Source organism: Corynebacterium renale (assembly GCF_002563965.1).
GTDB lineage: Bacteria > Actinomycetota > Actinomycetes > Mycobacteriales > Mycobacteriaceae > Corynebacterium > Corynebacterium renale.
In genome coordinates, this window is record NZ_PDJF01000001.1 from 115,777 (window position 1) to 130,526 (window position 14,750).

Below are 14,750 nucleotides of genomic sequence, written 5' to 3' on the forward strand. Positions count from 1 at the left end.
ACTACTCGCTACAGGTGGGGTACGGTTTTCCTGCCGCGTGGGCGTCCATGGCCGATAGGGCGTCGTCAAGCGTAGCTACCTTCGCCAGCGGAATATCTGCGTCGGCGGACAACGCCTCCTTGCAGTTATCCTTAGGCGCCAGGAAAAGCTGGGCGCCTTCATCGGCTGCGGCGCGGACCTTGTGCGCGATGCCGCCGATCGGCCCGACCGTGCCGTCCTCGCTAATTGTGCCCGTACCTGCAACAACGGCCCCAGACGTAAGATTTCCGGGGGTCAGTTTGTCGATGATCGCAAGACTAAACATCATGCCCGCCGATGGGCCACCAACGTCTGACAGGTTGTAGGTCACGTCAATTCCATCTGCGGATCGTGACGACATAAGGACCCCCACCTGCCCCTGCTTCGGATCCCTCTCGGAAGCTTTCAAAGTGACGGGAATCTCGTGCTCGGCGCCGTCGCGAAGCACAGTAAAGCGCACCGTCTCTCCCGGCGCACGCGCTGTGACTAGGTCCCGGACGTCGGCAGGAGTATCAACTGCCGTGCCATCGACCGCGCGCAGGACGTCGCCTTCCTTGAGCATCCCCTCTGCGGCACTGCCTTCGAGGACGCCCGCAACCTCAACCTGCATCGGCTTCTTCAGATGTCGCAAGGCGGCAACGGTAGCATTCGCCTCCGACGTATTAAACGCAATCTGATTCGAACGGCTGATCTCTTCCTCACTAGCGCCGGGAGGAAAGAGCTCGTCGATAGGCACAAATTGATCATCCGTGGTGGCCCACAGTGTGAGTGCCTGCAGCAGGCTCATGTTCGTGCGCACCGCCACGGTGGTCATGTTGAGCTCGCCAGCCGGGTTGTCGTCCGTGGGAGCACCACTAATAGCAATGACCTGCTTGCCATCGACCTCACCGAGCGTGTCGATCACCGGGCCCGGCCCCTGCGCCGCATAGGGCACCGCCAAGGAAATATCCGTGCCCGGAATATGGTTCCACGAGACAAGCCCCGCAAGGGCGATAACCGGGATTGCACCCAGAAGGACAGTACTCACACGACGTTTCACAAACGGACAGCCTACCTGCCACCTCACTGCCATGCTTATCGACGCCACGCCACCTCCCCTGTACATCACCTGTGAAGGTGGCGGTGTTCGCTGACAGCGTCATACATATCAGCGTCTTTTGTGGCAGCCAGACCTGAAACGCCGGTAAGTTAGGGGCATGACTTCAGGTGGATTTGGATTTAGCTTTAATAATAACGACGACGATGACCGCGAGGACGGTTCCGGCAACAGCGGTAACGGCGGCGGTAATGACGGGCCGCAGTTTGGTTTCTTTGGCGGCCCCTTCGGATTCAGCATGTCCGGATCCGGTTCCGGAAACTCTGGTGGGCCCGGCAATTTAGGCGATATTTTAAACCAGTTCGGCGCCATGCTCTCCGGCATGGGTAACTCCATGAACTCGCCCGAAGGCGCTGGCCCGGTTAATTATGACGTAGCAAAACGCACCGCACGCCAGCACGTAGACAGTAGTCAGCGCGTGCGCCCGCAGGATACGAAGGCCGTCGAAGATTCCGTGCGCTTAGCCAACCTGTGGTTAGGGGAAGCCACCTCCCTCCCCGAGGGCGAAAGCCGCGTCGTGGCGTGGAGCCCGCACGACTGGCTCCAGGAAACCATGCCGATGTGGCAGCGCCTCGTAGAACCAGTAGCCCGCCACATGAACGAAGCCCAGCTGGATTCGATGCCCGAAGAAGCACGCGAAATGATGGGCCCCATGTCCGGAATGCTCAACCAAATCACTGCGATGAACTTTGGTATGCAGTTGGGCCACGCGCTGGGCGACCTAGCCAACCAGGCGCTCACCGGCTCCGACTTCGGCATTCCGGTCGCCCCAGCCCACACCACGGCCCTGGTTCCCTCCGCGATCAGCACATTGGCCCAAGACCTGGAACTTCCCGCACAGGAAGTCATGGTCTACGTCGCAGCGCGTGAGGCTGCCCGCCAACGCCTCTTCGACAACGTCCCGTGGTTGACCGAACGCCTCGTCTCTTCCGTCGAGGAATACGCGATGGGTTTGGTCATCGACACGTCCCACATCGAAGAAGCAATCCGGGGCATGGGCCTGGAATCCCAGGATCCGGAGGCGATACAAGAAGCGATGGAAAATCTGCAGGGACTGGATATGTCCCCGAAGATTTCCTCCCGCAACGCCGCCGCAGTCACCCGCTTGGAAACGCTCCTAGCCCTTATCGAAGGTTGGGTCGAGCACGTTGTCACCGAAGCCCTTGGCGAACGCATCCCTTCCACCGCTGCGCTGAACGAGTCGTGGCGACGTCGCCGCGCATCCGGCGGTTCTGCCGAAGATGCTTTCTCCACGGTGGTCGGTATTGAATTCAACGCCCCCGAGGTCGCCGGCGCGCAAGACCTGTGGCGCCGCGCGGACACCGCGGTAGGCCAGCAACGTCGCGACGCCGTCTGGCAGCACCCCGACTTCATGCCGACTGCTGAAGACCTAGAAAACTCCGCCGACTTCATCGACGGGCTTATCGACGACGGCACCGCCACCGACTTCGACCCCATCTCCGAAATCCAGGCACTCGAAGAACGGCTCGCTGCCGAAGACGAGGACGATAAAGACGACGAGAAATAGCTACTCGGTCCTGCCGAACCGTTGGTAAGCCTCCAAATAGCCGGCAGCCCGCTCTGCCTGTGGTGCGCGGTTGGCCCACTGCCAAAACTCTGGCGTGTGGCCACCGCGCACAAACGTGTGCGCAAGCTCGTGCACAATCACCGCGTTGAGCACGTAATCCGGCACGATTTGTAGCCGGTGGCTCAACCTGATTACCCCTGTTCCTGGAGTACATGACGCCCATCGGTGCTGCTGGTTAGTCACCCACTTGACTTCCTTGAAAGCCGCTTGGCCATCCAAGAATTTCTCGTTGAGCTCCTGGGCGCGTTCCGCTAACTCGTGGGAGCTTAAGGCCTGGGGATTTCTGCGCGCTTTCAGTTTTGCCACTAAATCGGCCACAACCTCGCGCTCCTGCTGCGCACTGAAATGGGCGGGAATGCGCACCTCAATCCGGTTCCCTGCTGTAAAGCGGGCCTGTGCGCTGCGGGTACGCCGGGCAGAGCGAATCACCGTTACGTTTGGTTCGCCAGGTTGAGTCGAGTGCGGGCTGGAGGAATCTAACACGGGGAACAACGCTAGCAGCCCCGACGTGATCGAGGTGTGCTACAAAGTAGGAAAGCCCAGAATTGGGCGGGGGAAGTTGTACATCGTGGATACACAAGGGGTTCGGGGGATGGAAGAAAAACTCACGCTGGCACGTGGCACGCATGTGATTGTGCGCAATCGTCATGAAGTGCAGTGGGGTTTAGATGCCACACAGTCCGGGATTTTGCCGGTTGGGCGGGCACTCGCTGCCCATGTAGCCGCAGTATTTTTAACGCTGCGCCGCACCCCGCTAACCTTGCCTGAGGTGGTGGCCCGCCTGGAGAAGTGCGGTATCGACGCCTGGTTGGCCCGTGTCATGATCGATGACCTGCGCTCCTATCGAATTATCATCCCCGTTCCGCGCCCTAACCGGAGAGTCCTGCTCTTAGGCCGCAGTATGACCGCCAACGTGATGGCCGATATTTTGCGGCACGCCGGAGTCCTCGTGGAGCGTACGGAGGCCGGCTTTCCTGATGACTACATGCTCAAAACGATGGCGAAGCCTACGACTGACCCCGTCATCGTGGTGGACCGCGCCGCCCATTTCGAGCTTTTAGCCCCATGGTTGCATGCCAAAGCACAGACCGTGGTCCCGGTGAATTTGGTCGATTCAACCGGTGTCATCGGGCCACTGCGCCTGGATGGCGAGGGCCCGTGTGTTCTGTGTTCGATGCTGCACCAAGTCGAGACCGATCCGCGGTGGGTCCATGTTGTGCGTCAAACACCGCTGGGCGCTCCTACTCCCCAACCTGCTTTTGCGTACGCGGTCGCGGCGCGGGCGGCGTGGTGGGTGCAGACGCTTCTCGACGCCCCCTTCCCACCCGGTGCGCCCGTTCAACGTTTGCACCCTGGGTTTGTTGAAACCTTTTCACCACTGACCGGGGAGGTGTCTGCGGCGACTATGCAGACGCACCGCCGATGCTACGTCTGCTTTCACCTCAATGACTCCGCGGGCAGGATTAGTGCTGGTACTGCGCAAGAAATTCCAGCAACTGCGGGCCAAACTCCTGCAACTTAGCCGGCCCAATTCCTGGGATGTTCAGCAGGTCACGCTCGTTTTCTGGCATATCTTCTGCGATGGCTACCAGTGTTGCGTCGGTGAAGATCATGTACGTAGCCACGTCGAGTTCGCGGGCAACGCTCAGGCGCCATTGGCGCAAGGCTTCGAACACGGCCTCATCCATTCCGGAAGGACAGTCTTCGTGGCGGCCGAGAGTCTTTTCTGTGGCGGAGTGTAGTGGCCGGCCGCAGACGCGGCACCGGCTGGGTCGCTTGGACCGTGGTTTCACGTCGGTGATTTCTGGTTCGGGTAGTACTTTGTCCAGAAAACGAGTGCGCTCGCGGCTGGCACGCCCACCTTCTTGGCGAGCCCGTGACCAGGACAGGAAGAGGTGTTCGCGGGCACGTGTGATACCTACGTAGAAGAGGCGGCGTTCTTCTTCGATCTGCTTATCGCCAGCCTTTATAGCGTGGCTAATCGGTAGGGTTTTTTCCACCAACCCCACGAGGAACACGGCGTCCCACTCCAAGCCCTTGGCGGCGTGCAGGCTGGCGAGGGTCACGCCTTCGACAGTCGGTGGTTGCCGTGATTCGGCGCGGCGTTGCATCTCACGGATGAAACCGTGCAGGTCCAAGTCTGGGACCGTGGCTGTGAGGTCTTCAGCGAGGTCTGCTACGGCGCCGAGCAGTTGCCAGCGTTCGCGGGCTTGCGCACCTTCGGGTTCACGCTCGGTTAAGCCTAGGGGCGCAAGTATTGCACGAACTTGCTGGGCGACTGTTCCTCCAGGAACAGTGCCGGCTTGGGCAGCGCGCACAATCTGGGTCATGGCCTGCTTGATCTCAGCGCGCTGGAAGAAGCCTTCCCCGCCGCGGACTTGGTACACGATCCCGGCATCGGAGAGTGCCTGCTCGAATTCCGCTGATTGCGCGTTGATTCGGTAGAGAACCGCAATTTCAGAGGCGGGCACTCCGGCGTCGAGAAGCGTGAGAATCTTGCCGGCTACTTCCCTGGCTTCTGTGGGTTCGTCGTCGTACCCGTGGTACTCAGGTTCTGGGCCATTGGGGCGCATACCGATAAGTTCTAGGCGTGTGCCTGCCAGGCGGCCACTGGCTTGGTCGATGACCGTGTTTGCTAGTTCGGTAACCTGCGGGGTGGAGCGATAGTCTCGCTGGAGTTTGACCGTTGTTGCATGCGGGTAATCGCGGGAAAAGTTCAGCAAGAACTCGGGGCTCGCACCCGTGAAAGAATAAATGGTCTGGTTCGCGTCGCCGACCACGGTAAGGTCGTCGCGCTGCCCCAACCAGGCTTGCAGTAGACGATGCTGCAAGGGAGTGACGTCCTGGTATTCGTCGACGACGAACGTGCGATATTGGTGCCGGAATTCCTCGGCGACGGCCGTGGAGTTCTCAATCGCGGCTGCTGTGTGCAACAACAGGTCGTCAAAGTCTAGGAGCATACCTTCCGGGCTGGTCTTTTGCTTTTCATACCGGCGGTACACCTCCGCTACCTTGGCTGGGCTTTCCGGTGGTGTGCGATCGTGCTTGTCTACCGCCTCCGCGTACTGGTCCGCAGAAATCAAGGACGCCTTCGCCCACTCAATTTCGCCCAAGAGGTCACGCACGTTTTCTGTAGTGGAACCGACCCCTACGCTGCGCGCAGCACGGCCGACCAAAGGGAATTTGTTGTCAATCAATTTCCATGGCAGGTCACCTGCTACTTGGGGCCAGAAGTAGCGCAACTGGCGGCGGGCAGCTGCGTGGAAAGTACGCGCCTGCACCCCGCCGATCCCCATTGCCTGAAGCCGGTCCCGCATTTCACCCGCGGCCCGGGAAGTAAACGTCACCGCGAGCACCCGATTCTGCCCGACGAAGCCCTGCTGGATGAGGTGGGCGATGCGGTGCGTGATGGTGCGTGTTTTACCGGTGCCGGCGCCGGCCAAAATACAGACGGGGCCGCGTGGTGCAGTAGCTGCTACCAACTGGTCTTGGTCAAGATCATTGATGTCAAACACAGGCCTATCCCCCTTTACTTAAAAACGAACTACACACACCCTACATCCCCACCCCGACACATCCGCCAACCTGTTCGAAAACCGCTAGCGGCGACGTGCCTGAGCAGCGGCTTCTGCGAGCATGGTGTGCGCGATAGAACCCGGGGCAGGGCCGGTTACCGTGTGCAGTTCGGATGCCTCCACCCAGATGGTTTCTAGGAGTTCGTCGTCGGTAGGCAAGGTGGGTTCCTCGTGCTCTGTTGTGGCGGTGAACCCGACCATGATGGACCCCGACTGTGGCCATGGTTGGGAACCCCAATAGCGAACCGAGTCAGAGTCTACGATGCGGCCAGTTTCTTCGCGCACTTCACGGACGAAGGCACCTTCGAGTGTCTCCCCCAAATCCACGTATCCAGCGATGAGCGAAAAATACCCTGGACGTGCCGAGTTCCTGCCGAGCAGAATCTTGTCGGTGCCACCCAGGCGTACGAGCCCAATGACCGCCGGGTTCAGCCGCGGGAACACCTCGGCACCCTCGGTATCCCGTGCGACGATGCCAGCGTCGTCGAAGTGTAGGGGCAACCCGGTTGTCGGGTGATACTTGTGATAGCCCTGGTTACGCAGTACTGCTGCAGCTCGAGTCACCAGGTTGGGGCCGGGAAAATCGCGGATCGTGCCCACGCGATGCCCCTGTTCCTGCGCCCACTGGTGCAGCGTGGAGCTGGGTAGGGCGATGGCGTGGACGTCGCCATGCAAGGGCACACTGCTTTGCGACGTCTCCTCCGGCACGATAACCAGCGCGGGTTCGGGCACGTCGGTGTCAGTAACGATGACTTCCCCTGACGGCGAAAGAACTATGCAGACGCCCACTACCGTTTCACGTCCTCACTGAACACGCGGCGCACGTACAAGAGGCGGTCGCCCGGTTCAGCGGTCTCTGCCTCTGGGGAGTCGATGCGGTAGAGCTCACCAGAACGGACCACACCGAGCACGATGTCTGCCAGGTTGCGGGGGTTTGCGCCGACTTCGTCTTCGGCAACGGGACGCTCCGCGATGGAGAAGCCTTCGTCCGGTGAAAGCAGGTCCTCCATCATCTCCACCACGGAAGGGGTCACGGTGGCAAGGCCTAGCATGCGACCGGCGGTTTCGGAGGAAATCACCACGGAGTCCGCACCCGATTGTTCGAGAAGGTGTTGGTTTTCCGCCTCGCGGGCGCTGGCCACAATCATCACGCTCGGGGCCAGTTCACGCACTGAGAGAGTAATAAGCACCGCCGTGTCATCCTGGTTGGGGGCAACCACCACGGAACGGGCTCGCGTCACACCAGCGACTTTGAGGACTTCTGCGCGGGTGGCGTTGCCGCGCACAGTCACGAGCCCATTATTTTCCGCCCGGGTAAGCGCGGCCTCATCTTTGTCGATGACGACAATCTGCTCGGGCGTGACGCCGTCGGCAAGCAATGCAGCGACCGCGGACCGGCCTTTCGTACCGTAGCCGACGACGATGGTGTGTTGACGCACCCGTGACCTCCAACGTTGGATTCGGAATGATTGACGGGACTCTTCAGTAAGTACCGAGAGTGTCGTAGCCACTGTAAGCACCAGGAACGCGATGCGCAGTGGCGTCAGAATGATGATGTTAACCAGCCGGGCCTCCGGAGTTACCGGGGTGATATCGCCGTAGCCGGTTGTGGATAGTGTGACCGAGGAATAGTAGAACGCATCGAGGAATGAAAGATGCTCGTTGTAGCCGTTGTCACCGTCTAACCACACCACCATGGTGGAGATAAACAGCAGGCCAATGGCGTAGAGCATGCGCCGAGCAATCAACGACCACGGGCTGGCTGCAAGCGCATTAGGGATCGTGATGACATCCAACAGCGCGTGAACGGGCAGTTTAGATAGCTGCTCGTCGCGGTGGAAGCGCCCTCGGAATGAACCCTTCATTCGGCCCTACTTTCTTCCTGACACATAATCCCAACACACCCTAGTCCGCCTGGGTGGCCTGCGCTAATAATCTTTCCAGCTCGGCGCCATCGGGAAGATTCCGTGGCGTAAGCGTGGTTCCCCAACGCACATAATGGAAGCTAGCGCGCACCTGCGCATCACGCATCTTCTCCGTCATGGGCATTTCTGGGGAGTTCTGCGAAACGTCCTCACGGCCCTCCTGGACTGGGATTGCGCCCCGCTTCTCCCACGTGGCGAGCAGTTTTTTAAACGCGTACGCGTACACCGCCAGCTGGATTTCTGCAGCCGCCTTCTCCTGGGAGGTTGGTGGCTGGCCAGTTTTCCAGTCCACGATGTCCCACACATTGTCATCTTCGTCATAGAAGACAGCGTCCATGCGTCCGCGGACGACCGCGGAGCCGATACGAACCTCGAAGGGGAGCTCCCGGAAAGGTGGGGTGCGCTGGGCCCAAGATGATTCTAAGAATTGTTCTTTGAGCTTTTCGACGTCCCTCTCCCCTACCGTTTCTTCACCCATTCCGGGAAGTTGGTCTTCATCAAGGAGGCTTTGCTTTCCGTACAGGTTTTCCACCCAACTATGGAACGCGGTTCCGCGTTTGGCGTACGCGTTCGGCTTAAAGGGCACCGGGCGGCGGGCCCGGCGGGCGAACTGTTCGGGGTCTGCGCGCAAGGCAACCAAGTCACTTGCGGTGAGTTCTTCAGAGAGTTCGACTTCCAATTCTGGGGCTTGAAGCGCAGCGTATTCACTGATCAACGCTTCGACGTCTGCTTCCCAAAGTTGGGAAAGTTCGTCTTCGGCAACTGGCGGCAAGGCGTCCATCGCGGCGTACACGGCGTCCGCCGCACGGCGCGTGTGGTCATCGATGTCCAAGCGTGGGAACTGCGCTTCCTGTGCCTCTTGCTCAGGCTGTGCGTGGGAACCTGATTCTTCGTCTTCGGGTTCCGCGCCTGGTTCGTACCAGTGTGCCACCGCGTCGGGGTGATGCTTATCCACGTAGTTTTTAAGTAGGTCAAAGTTGCCGTATGGCGGGTACTCTCTGGTTCCGCCCCGGAAAGCCGATCCCGTGACAAGGAGGTCTTTTCCGCTTCGGGTCAGGGCTACGTAGAAAAGTCGTGTCGCTTCCTCTGCGTTGGAAGCTTTGACGTCTTCGAGGTAGGCCTTGCATGCATTTTCTAAATCTGCACGCGTTTCTACACCGGAGGTATCCAGTAATGGTGCGGTTGTTCCGGCGTCACCGCGCAGGTCAGCGGGGATGAGTTTCACCTGGGTCAGGAACGTTTCGGTGGTGCCGGTCCAGGTTTGCTTGTCTGCGTGAACCACAGCTACGTGGTCCCATTCCAGGCCCTTGGACTTGTGGATGGTCAGGATCTGAACTTGGTCAGCACGGACTTCAACTGTCCCCATTGCTAGGCCGTCTTCGTGTTCCTCGGCGAGGGTGAAGTAGTCGAGCAGCCCACTTAAGCTTGAGTGCGCAATGGCGTCGTAGGTGGTGACCTCTTCGATCAGCCGGTCAAGATGAACGGTCCCTGCTGCCCCATCCGTGTGGGCTTGGCTGCGGGCGAGGACTTCGATGCGGATGTTGAAGATGTCGATGATATCGGCAAACAGGTCCGGCAAAGCTTTGGTTAGGCTGTGCCGGCGTAAGTGGCGCAAGCGCGCGGACAGGTGAGATAACCGCTTATAGCCCTCTTCGCTGAATCGCCCTGGTTCGCCGAGGTCGGCGATGGCGTCGGTAAGCCCAACAATCTGCTCGGGGTCAGCTTCGGTGGCTTCGGCGATTTCTTTCTCCAGAATGCTGAGGGCGTCGAGGGGCTGTTGCTCCGCCTCGTTCACGTCGTTGTCGCTGACTGATTCTGGAGTGTTCGCGCGGGCAGCCAGGTTGCGTGCGCGGCGGTGTAGCGCCTGGATATCGGCGATACCGAGTCCCACGAGGGGGCCGGCGAGTATGCGCAGTGCCGCGGCGTTGTCGAAGGGGCGGATGAGCATGGTCGCTAGCGCCACGGTGTCTGCGACTTCGGGCACCCGCAACAATCCGGAGACCCCCACGATTTCGTAGGGGATACCGCGGGCTGCGAGTTCTTCAGCGATAGGGATAGCTTGCCTATTATTTCGGATCAGGATGGCGCCACTAAACGGGCGGTTTTCTTCCTGTGCCTGCTGGTAGCGCTGGGCCATCTCGTCTGCGACGTAAGCACGTTCTTCCTCAATTGTGCGGAACCAGCCCAGGGAGATAGGAGTTTTCTCTGGCGCTTCACCCCCAGCCGTGGTAAATGGTTCCAGCGGTGAAACTGCCCGTCCGGGTGCGTCAGCTGGGCCGAGGAGTTGCTCGGCTACAACGTTGGCCAGTTCAAGAACTTCGGCCGGGTTGCGGAAACTAATAGTCATTTCTGACTTCGGTGCGGGCCCTTCTGTGGTGGGGAAATCTTCGACGAACGCAGACAAGTTCGCTGCTGTAGCCCCGCGCCATCCGTAGATGGCTTGCATCGGGTCGCCCACTGCATTAACCGTAAGGCGTGGATCGGCAGCGTGCCCAAATAGGGAGGAGAGTAAGACGCGCTGTGCGTGGGACGTGTCCTGGTATTCGTCGAGCATCACCACGTGATAGAGGGCGCGTTGTGCTTTACCTACCGCGGGATGTTCGCTGGCTAGACGTGCGGCCATAGCCATTTGTTCACCGAATGTGACTACCCCGCGCTCTGTGAGATCTGCCTTCAGCTGCTCCAGTAGGTCCAGGTAATCTACCCGGGCGAGTTGGGTATCGTGCCACTTCTGTGCAGTCTTGTTGAGGGTGTCCTTTTGCCGGGGTCCTTTTGGGAGCTCCTGGAAGAGGGCCGCAAATGCGCGTGATTCCTCGACGATGCCTTCTGGACCTACTTGGTGATTTCCCATCTCGGAGTGCAGGGCAAGCAGGTTTTCTACAACTGCGGCCGGTTTATTTCCTCCGGGAATGCGGCCAGTGTAATTGCGTACCAGGTCTTGGGTGATGGCGGTCAGTTCCGTTTGGGTAATTATTCTGCCAGTGGGTTCAACCGGCAGCAGCAGTCCGTATTCGCGGATGAGGCGTCCGGCATAAGCGTCGTAGGTGAGCACCGTGGGTTCGGTGGTCACCAGTTTTTCGGCTAACTCGCCAGAGGGGTCGAGGTCGCGAACTTTCGGGGTCCCGGCAAGCTGGGCTAGCCGGTCGGTGATTCGGACACGTAATTCTTGGGCTGCTTTGCGGGTGAAGGTCAGCCCGAGAATATTTTCGGGATCGACGAACCCGTTGGCTACGAGCCATACCGCACGGGAAGCCATGGTCTCTGTCTTCCCGGCTCCTGCTCCTGCGACGACTAAACGCGGGCCCGGGGGCGCACCGGTGATCGCGCCTTGTTGTTCGGTGGGGCGGTTGCGCCCAAGGACAGCTGCCAGCAGTTCCGGTGAAATCCGGTGTTCCGGGGTGCGTGGTTTAGCGGACATCGGTGATGTACCTTCCTTCGGGCTGGACTGGGCAGATGGGCTTGAGCTGGCAATGGTCACACGCCTTACTGACGCGTGCGGTGACATGAGGACCACGCCGTTCGCTCGCGATGACGGGTAACAGTTGCCGCAGGTGCTGGGCATCTTCTTCGCTCAGCGCGGTCTGTTCACGCGTGGCGACGGCCTTCGTATCATGAGCCGGGTACACCAGCACTCCCCCAGCAGGATCAAGCGTTTCCTGGTTTTGGCCTGCGGTGCGCACGTGCACCTGGCCCGGGATTTCGGACGTCTCTGGGGTGACGAGCGCGCCGTGCGCGAGCGCGAATTGGTAGGCCTTAAGCTGCAGGTTGTCCTGGGCTTTGGCTTGGGAAGGCGCGGTCGAGCCAGTCTTGAGGTCTACGACCACGTACCCGTCGTCGGTTTTCTCTAGCCGGTCGATACGCCCATTCAGCACGACCTCGGGAGACACCGCCACGGAAACCGGAACCTCCACGCCAACTTCGGTGTAGGCGGCCCGCGAGGTCTCTAACCACACCTGTGTCCGGGCAAGGAGGCGTTCCCATTCCTCACGATGTTTCTCCTCCCGCCATGCAGGTACCTCGCCGATCTCCAGGTAGGCGTGGGTAACAAGGTCATGGGCACGTTCCGGTTCAACGCCCCGGGCAAGCGCCTCAGCAAAGGCGTGTACCAGCGAACCTCGCAGGAGCGGCTGGGTATCCATCTGGTCTTGTGCCACGGAACCCAGCGTTGCCTGCAGCGGGCATTCGCTGAACGCCTCCAGCCGTGATGGGGAGAGACGGACAGGTTGATTATCCGGCTGCAGTGGGGTGCTTGTCGACGCCCGCGTGGTGGTCATCCACTCCTCGGGATCTGCACCGGGAACGCCCGCCTGTGCAAGACGCGCCAACTGGCGGGCAGCTTGGGTGGAACGTGCCGGCGAAGCGTCAGGATCCGTGAGAACGCGCCGTAGTTCTGCAATAACGGTGTCACGCGAAAGACCCGTAAAACGCCGTGCCAGTTCCTGTTCAGCGCCGCCTTCCCCTGCTGGGACGCTCACCTGCCGCGGCACGATTCCGTGCTCGGTGCACCAGGGGGCGATGAAACGAGAAGGTCGATAAATCTCATCTCCGTCTTCGTTGTCCACTGCTGTAATCACAAGGTTTTCAGTGGCACGAGTTGCAGCAACGTGGAAAAGCCTACGTTCTTCAGCCAAGCGCTCGGCAGTATGGCTGACAGGAAGTCCGGGTTCAATATCCCGGTCGAGATAATCCACGAATTCCACCTGGTCAAAAATGGATCCGGTTTCTCCTAGAGCAGGCCAAACATCGTCTTGGACGCCGGTAATAACAACGCGCTGCCACTGCTGCCCAACCGTGCCGTGTGCGGTAAGTACGGTAACGGCCTCGGGGCGGGCGGTACGCCGGTCACGGACACCCGTGGGTAATTCTTGTGCTGCAATGTCTGCGATGAATGTGTCGATGGTTGCCTCGGGGTGACGCTCTACGAAGTCGCCGGCGGCGTCGAAAAGCGCCATCATGGCGTCCAGGTCGCGGTCTGCCTGGGAGCCCTGGGCACCGCCTCGCAAAGCCTCCGCCGCGAGGCGTTCTGACAGGCCCGTCGCCGACCACAATTCCCACAACACCGCTTCCACCGGTTGGTTTTCGTGGCGTGCCACCCACCCGGCGCGCAACACTGTGCGCATGCGCGTGAGAATGTCCAACTCGCGGTCCGTGAGAACTGTATGCAGGCGTTCTACTTCAGCCGGATCAAGTACGTCAGCGATGTCTTCGTGTGTCGGGTCGATGAGTGTGCGCAGCGTGTCTATAGCTCGCGTGGAGAAATCGAAGCGGCGTAGCCCCCGCAATAAACGTCGCAGCATCACTGCATCGGCGCCACCGATGGGGCCTACCAGGAGTTCCTCCAGTTCCGTATTCGTCAACGGAACCGCCAGACTGCGTAGCCCAAGAATTACTGCACGCACCACGTTCTGGCTACTGAGCACAATATCCGTGGCAGAGGTGTGCACAGGGATCCCGGCGGTGAGCAGCGCACGCCGCGTAGGTTCTAGCGCTCCTGCGCTGCGCACCACCACAGCAATCTCGGACCAGGGCACTTCATCCAACAGGTGGCTACGGCGGACAAACGCGGCGACCGCCGCACGCTCCTCACCAGGCGTGCGGCTCAACAGGACTTCCCGGTCCGGGGTACGCCGGGTTGTTCCCAGCACCAACTCATGGTCAACGGGAGTTTTCTCCAAAAACTCGGAGTCAGCACCACGGAAACTAAACACCGTCTGCTCTGGGTCTCCCCCAAGGACGAACAACTCCGCCCCCGCGGCGAGAGCCTGGATGAATTCGGCGGATTTCGGGTCGAGGTGCTGGGCGTCGTCGACAAGCACGGTGTGCCATCCCCGCGTTAATTCAGGGTGCTGCTTAATCGCCGCAAGAGCTAGCGTGACCAATTCAGAAGCGTTGACGTTGTGGCTGCCGGCTAAGCGCGCAATCTGGGCAAATTCTTCTTGGAACGTTCCCGCTGCCTGCCACAACCCTTTGCCAAACGCGGCGCCAAGGTCCACGAGCCGCTTCGCGCTCACGCCACGTTCTGCGGCGCGCAGGAGGAAGTCACGCAGTTGGCGGGCAAACCCTACCAGCTCAACCGCAGGCCTAATATCCGCAGGCCACGTGGGTGCACCAGAGGCGGCATGGCCAGCGAGAAGTTCGCGAATAATGGCGTCGTGCTCAGCGCCGGTAATCAAGCGAACCTGATCGTCTACGCCTTGACGCACCACCGCGAACGCCAACGAGTGCACGGACCGAAATGGGCTTGCATGCGAGGCGTAATCCTCTGCTTTCTCTTCCGCTGTCAACCGGGAAACGTAATCCCGACGCAGCCGCGAGGCCGCCTCCTTAGAGGCCGTAATCACAGCTAAACCCACGGGATCATAACCGGCACGGACACGATCCAAGGCGGTGTCTACGATCAGTGAACTTACGCCACTGCCAGCCACACCTGTCACTCTCCAGCGGCCTTCCTGCGGGAGGTGCTCCCAAGACCGCGGCGTGGGATCTACCGACGCCTCTGTGAGGACAACTGTGGGATTAGGTGGAACAAACGGCGAGTGCATGTGTGC

General features: G+C 60.3%; 9 protein-coding genes. 2 read left to right on the forward strand and 7 right to left on the reverse strand.

Features of this window, described 5'->3' with window-relative positions:
• Position 1: 1 nt before the first annotated feature.
• On the reverse strand, positions 2-1,057 hold the full coding sequence (locus ATK06_RS00545) for a YlbL family protein (protein ID WP_048381379.1): 1,056 nt from the start codon (positions 1,055-1,057) through the stop codon (positions 2-4).
• A 157-nt stretch (positions 1,058-1,214) separates the two neighbouring features.
• Here ATK06_RS00545 and ATK06_RS00550 point away from each other — a divergent pair, with 157 nt between their 5' ends.
• Positions 1,215-2,642 carry a zinc-dependent metalloprotease gene (locus ATK06_RS00550; RefSeq protein WP_048381382.1) on the forward strand — a complete coding sequence of 476 codons (1,428 nt, stop codon included), beginning with the start codon at positions 1,215-1,217 and terminating at the stop codon, positions 2,640-2,642.
• Here ATK06_RS00550 and ATK06_RS00555 read toward each other — a convergent pair whose 3' ends face one another.
• On the reverse strand, positions 2,643-3,185 hold the full coding sequence (locus ATK06_RS00555) for a M48 metallopeptidase family protein (protein WP_048381383.1): 543 nt from the start codon (positions 3,183-3,185) through the stop codon (positions 2,643-2,645).
• A 109-nt stretch (positions 3,186-3,294) separates the two neighbouring features.
• Between ATK06_RS00555 and ATK06_RS00560 the strand changes: the two genes are divergently transcribed.
• A complete protein-coding gene (locus ATK06_RS00560; protein ID WP_048381385.1) occupies positions 3,295-4,224 on the forward strand; it encodes a hypothetical protein in 930 nt (309 codons plus the stop codon).
• On the opposite strand, the gene ATK06_RS00565 is transcribed toward ATK06_RS00560, so the two are convergent.
• From ATK06_RS00565 to ATK06_RS00585, 5 genes are all read right to left on the reverse strand, one after another.
• Entirely contained in the window at positions 4,166-6,217 is a 2,052-nt protein-coding gene (locus ATK06_RS00565) for an ATP-dependent DNA helicase UvrD2 (protein WP_098388664.1), read from the reverse strand. The genes ATK06_RS00560 and ATK06_RS00565 overlap by 59 nt on opposite strands.
• Positions 6,218-6,301: 84 nt before the next feature.
• Positions 6,302-7,066, reverse strand: a complete 765-nt coding sequence (locus ATK06_RS00570; RefSeq protein ID WP_048381388.1) for an NAD(+) diphosphatase — start codon at positions 7,064-7,066, stop codon at positions 6,302-6,304.
• Positions 7,066-8,142, reverse strand: a complete 1,077-nt coding sequence (locus ATK06_RS00575) for a potassium channel family protein (protein WP_048381395.1) — start codon at positions 8,140-8,142, stop codon at positions 7,066-7,068. Before ATK06_RS00575 ends, ATK06_RS00570 begins: the two co-directional genes overlap by 1 nt.
• Positions 8,143-8,182: 40 nt before the next feature.
• On the reverse strand, positions 8,183-11,620 hold the full coding sequence (locus ATK06_RS00580) for an ATP-dependent helicase (protein WP_098388665.1): 3,438 nt from the start codon (positions 11,618-11,620) through the stop codon (positions 8,183-8,185).
• Positions 11,610-14,744 carry an ATP-dependent DNA helicase gene (locus tag ATK06_RS00585; RefSeq protein ID WP_098388667.1) on the reverse strand — a complete coding sequence of 1,045 codons (3,135 nt, stop codon included), beginning with the start codon at positions 14,742-14,744 and terminating at the stop codon, positions 11,610-11,612. Before ATK06_RS00585 ends, ATK06_RS00580 begins: the two co-directional genes overlap by 11 nt.
• Positions 14,745-14,750: the final 6 nt, after the last annotated feature.

Coding starts and splice junctions, on each gene's coding strand:
- ATK06_RS00550 (WP_048381382.1), top strand. CDS start 1,215: ATGACTTCAGGTGGATTTGGATTTAGCTTTAATAATAACGACGACGAT.
- ATK06_RS00560 (WP_048381385.1), top strand. CDS start 3,295: ATGGAAGAAAAACTCACGCTGGCACGTGGCACGCATGTGATTGTGCGC.
- ATK06_RS00575 (WP_048381395.1), bottom strand. CDS start 8,142: ATGAAGGGTTCATTCCGAGGGCGCTTCCACCGCGACGAGCAGCTATCT.
- ATK06_RS00580 (WP_098388665.1), bottom strand. CDS start 11,620: ATGTCCGCTAAACCACGCACCCCGGAACACCGGATTTCACCGGAACTG.
- ATK06_RS00585 (WP_098388667.1), bottom strand. CDS start 14,744: ATGCACTCGCCGTTTGTTCCACCTAATCCCACAGTTGTCCTCACAGAG.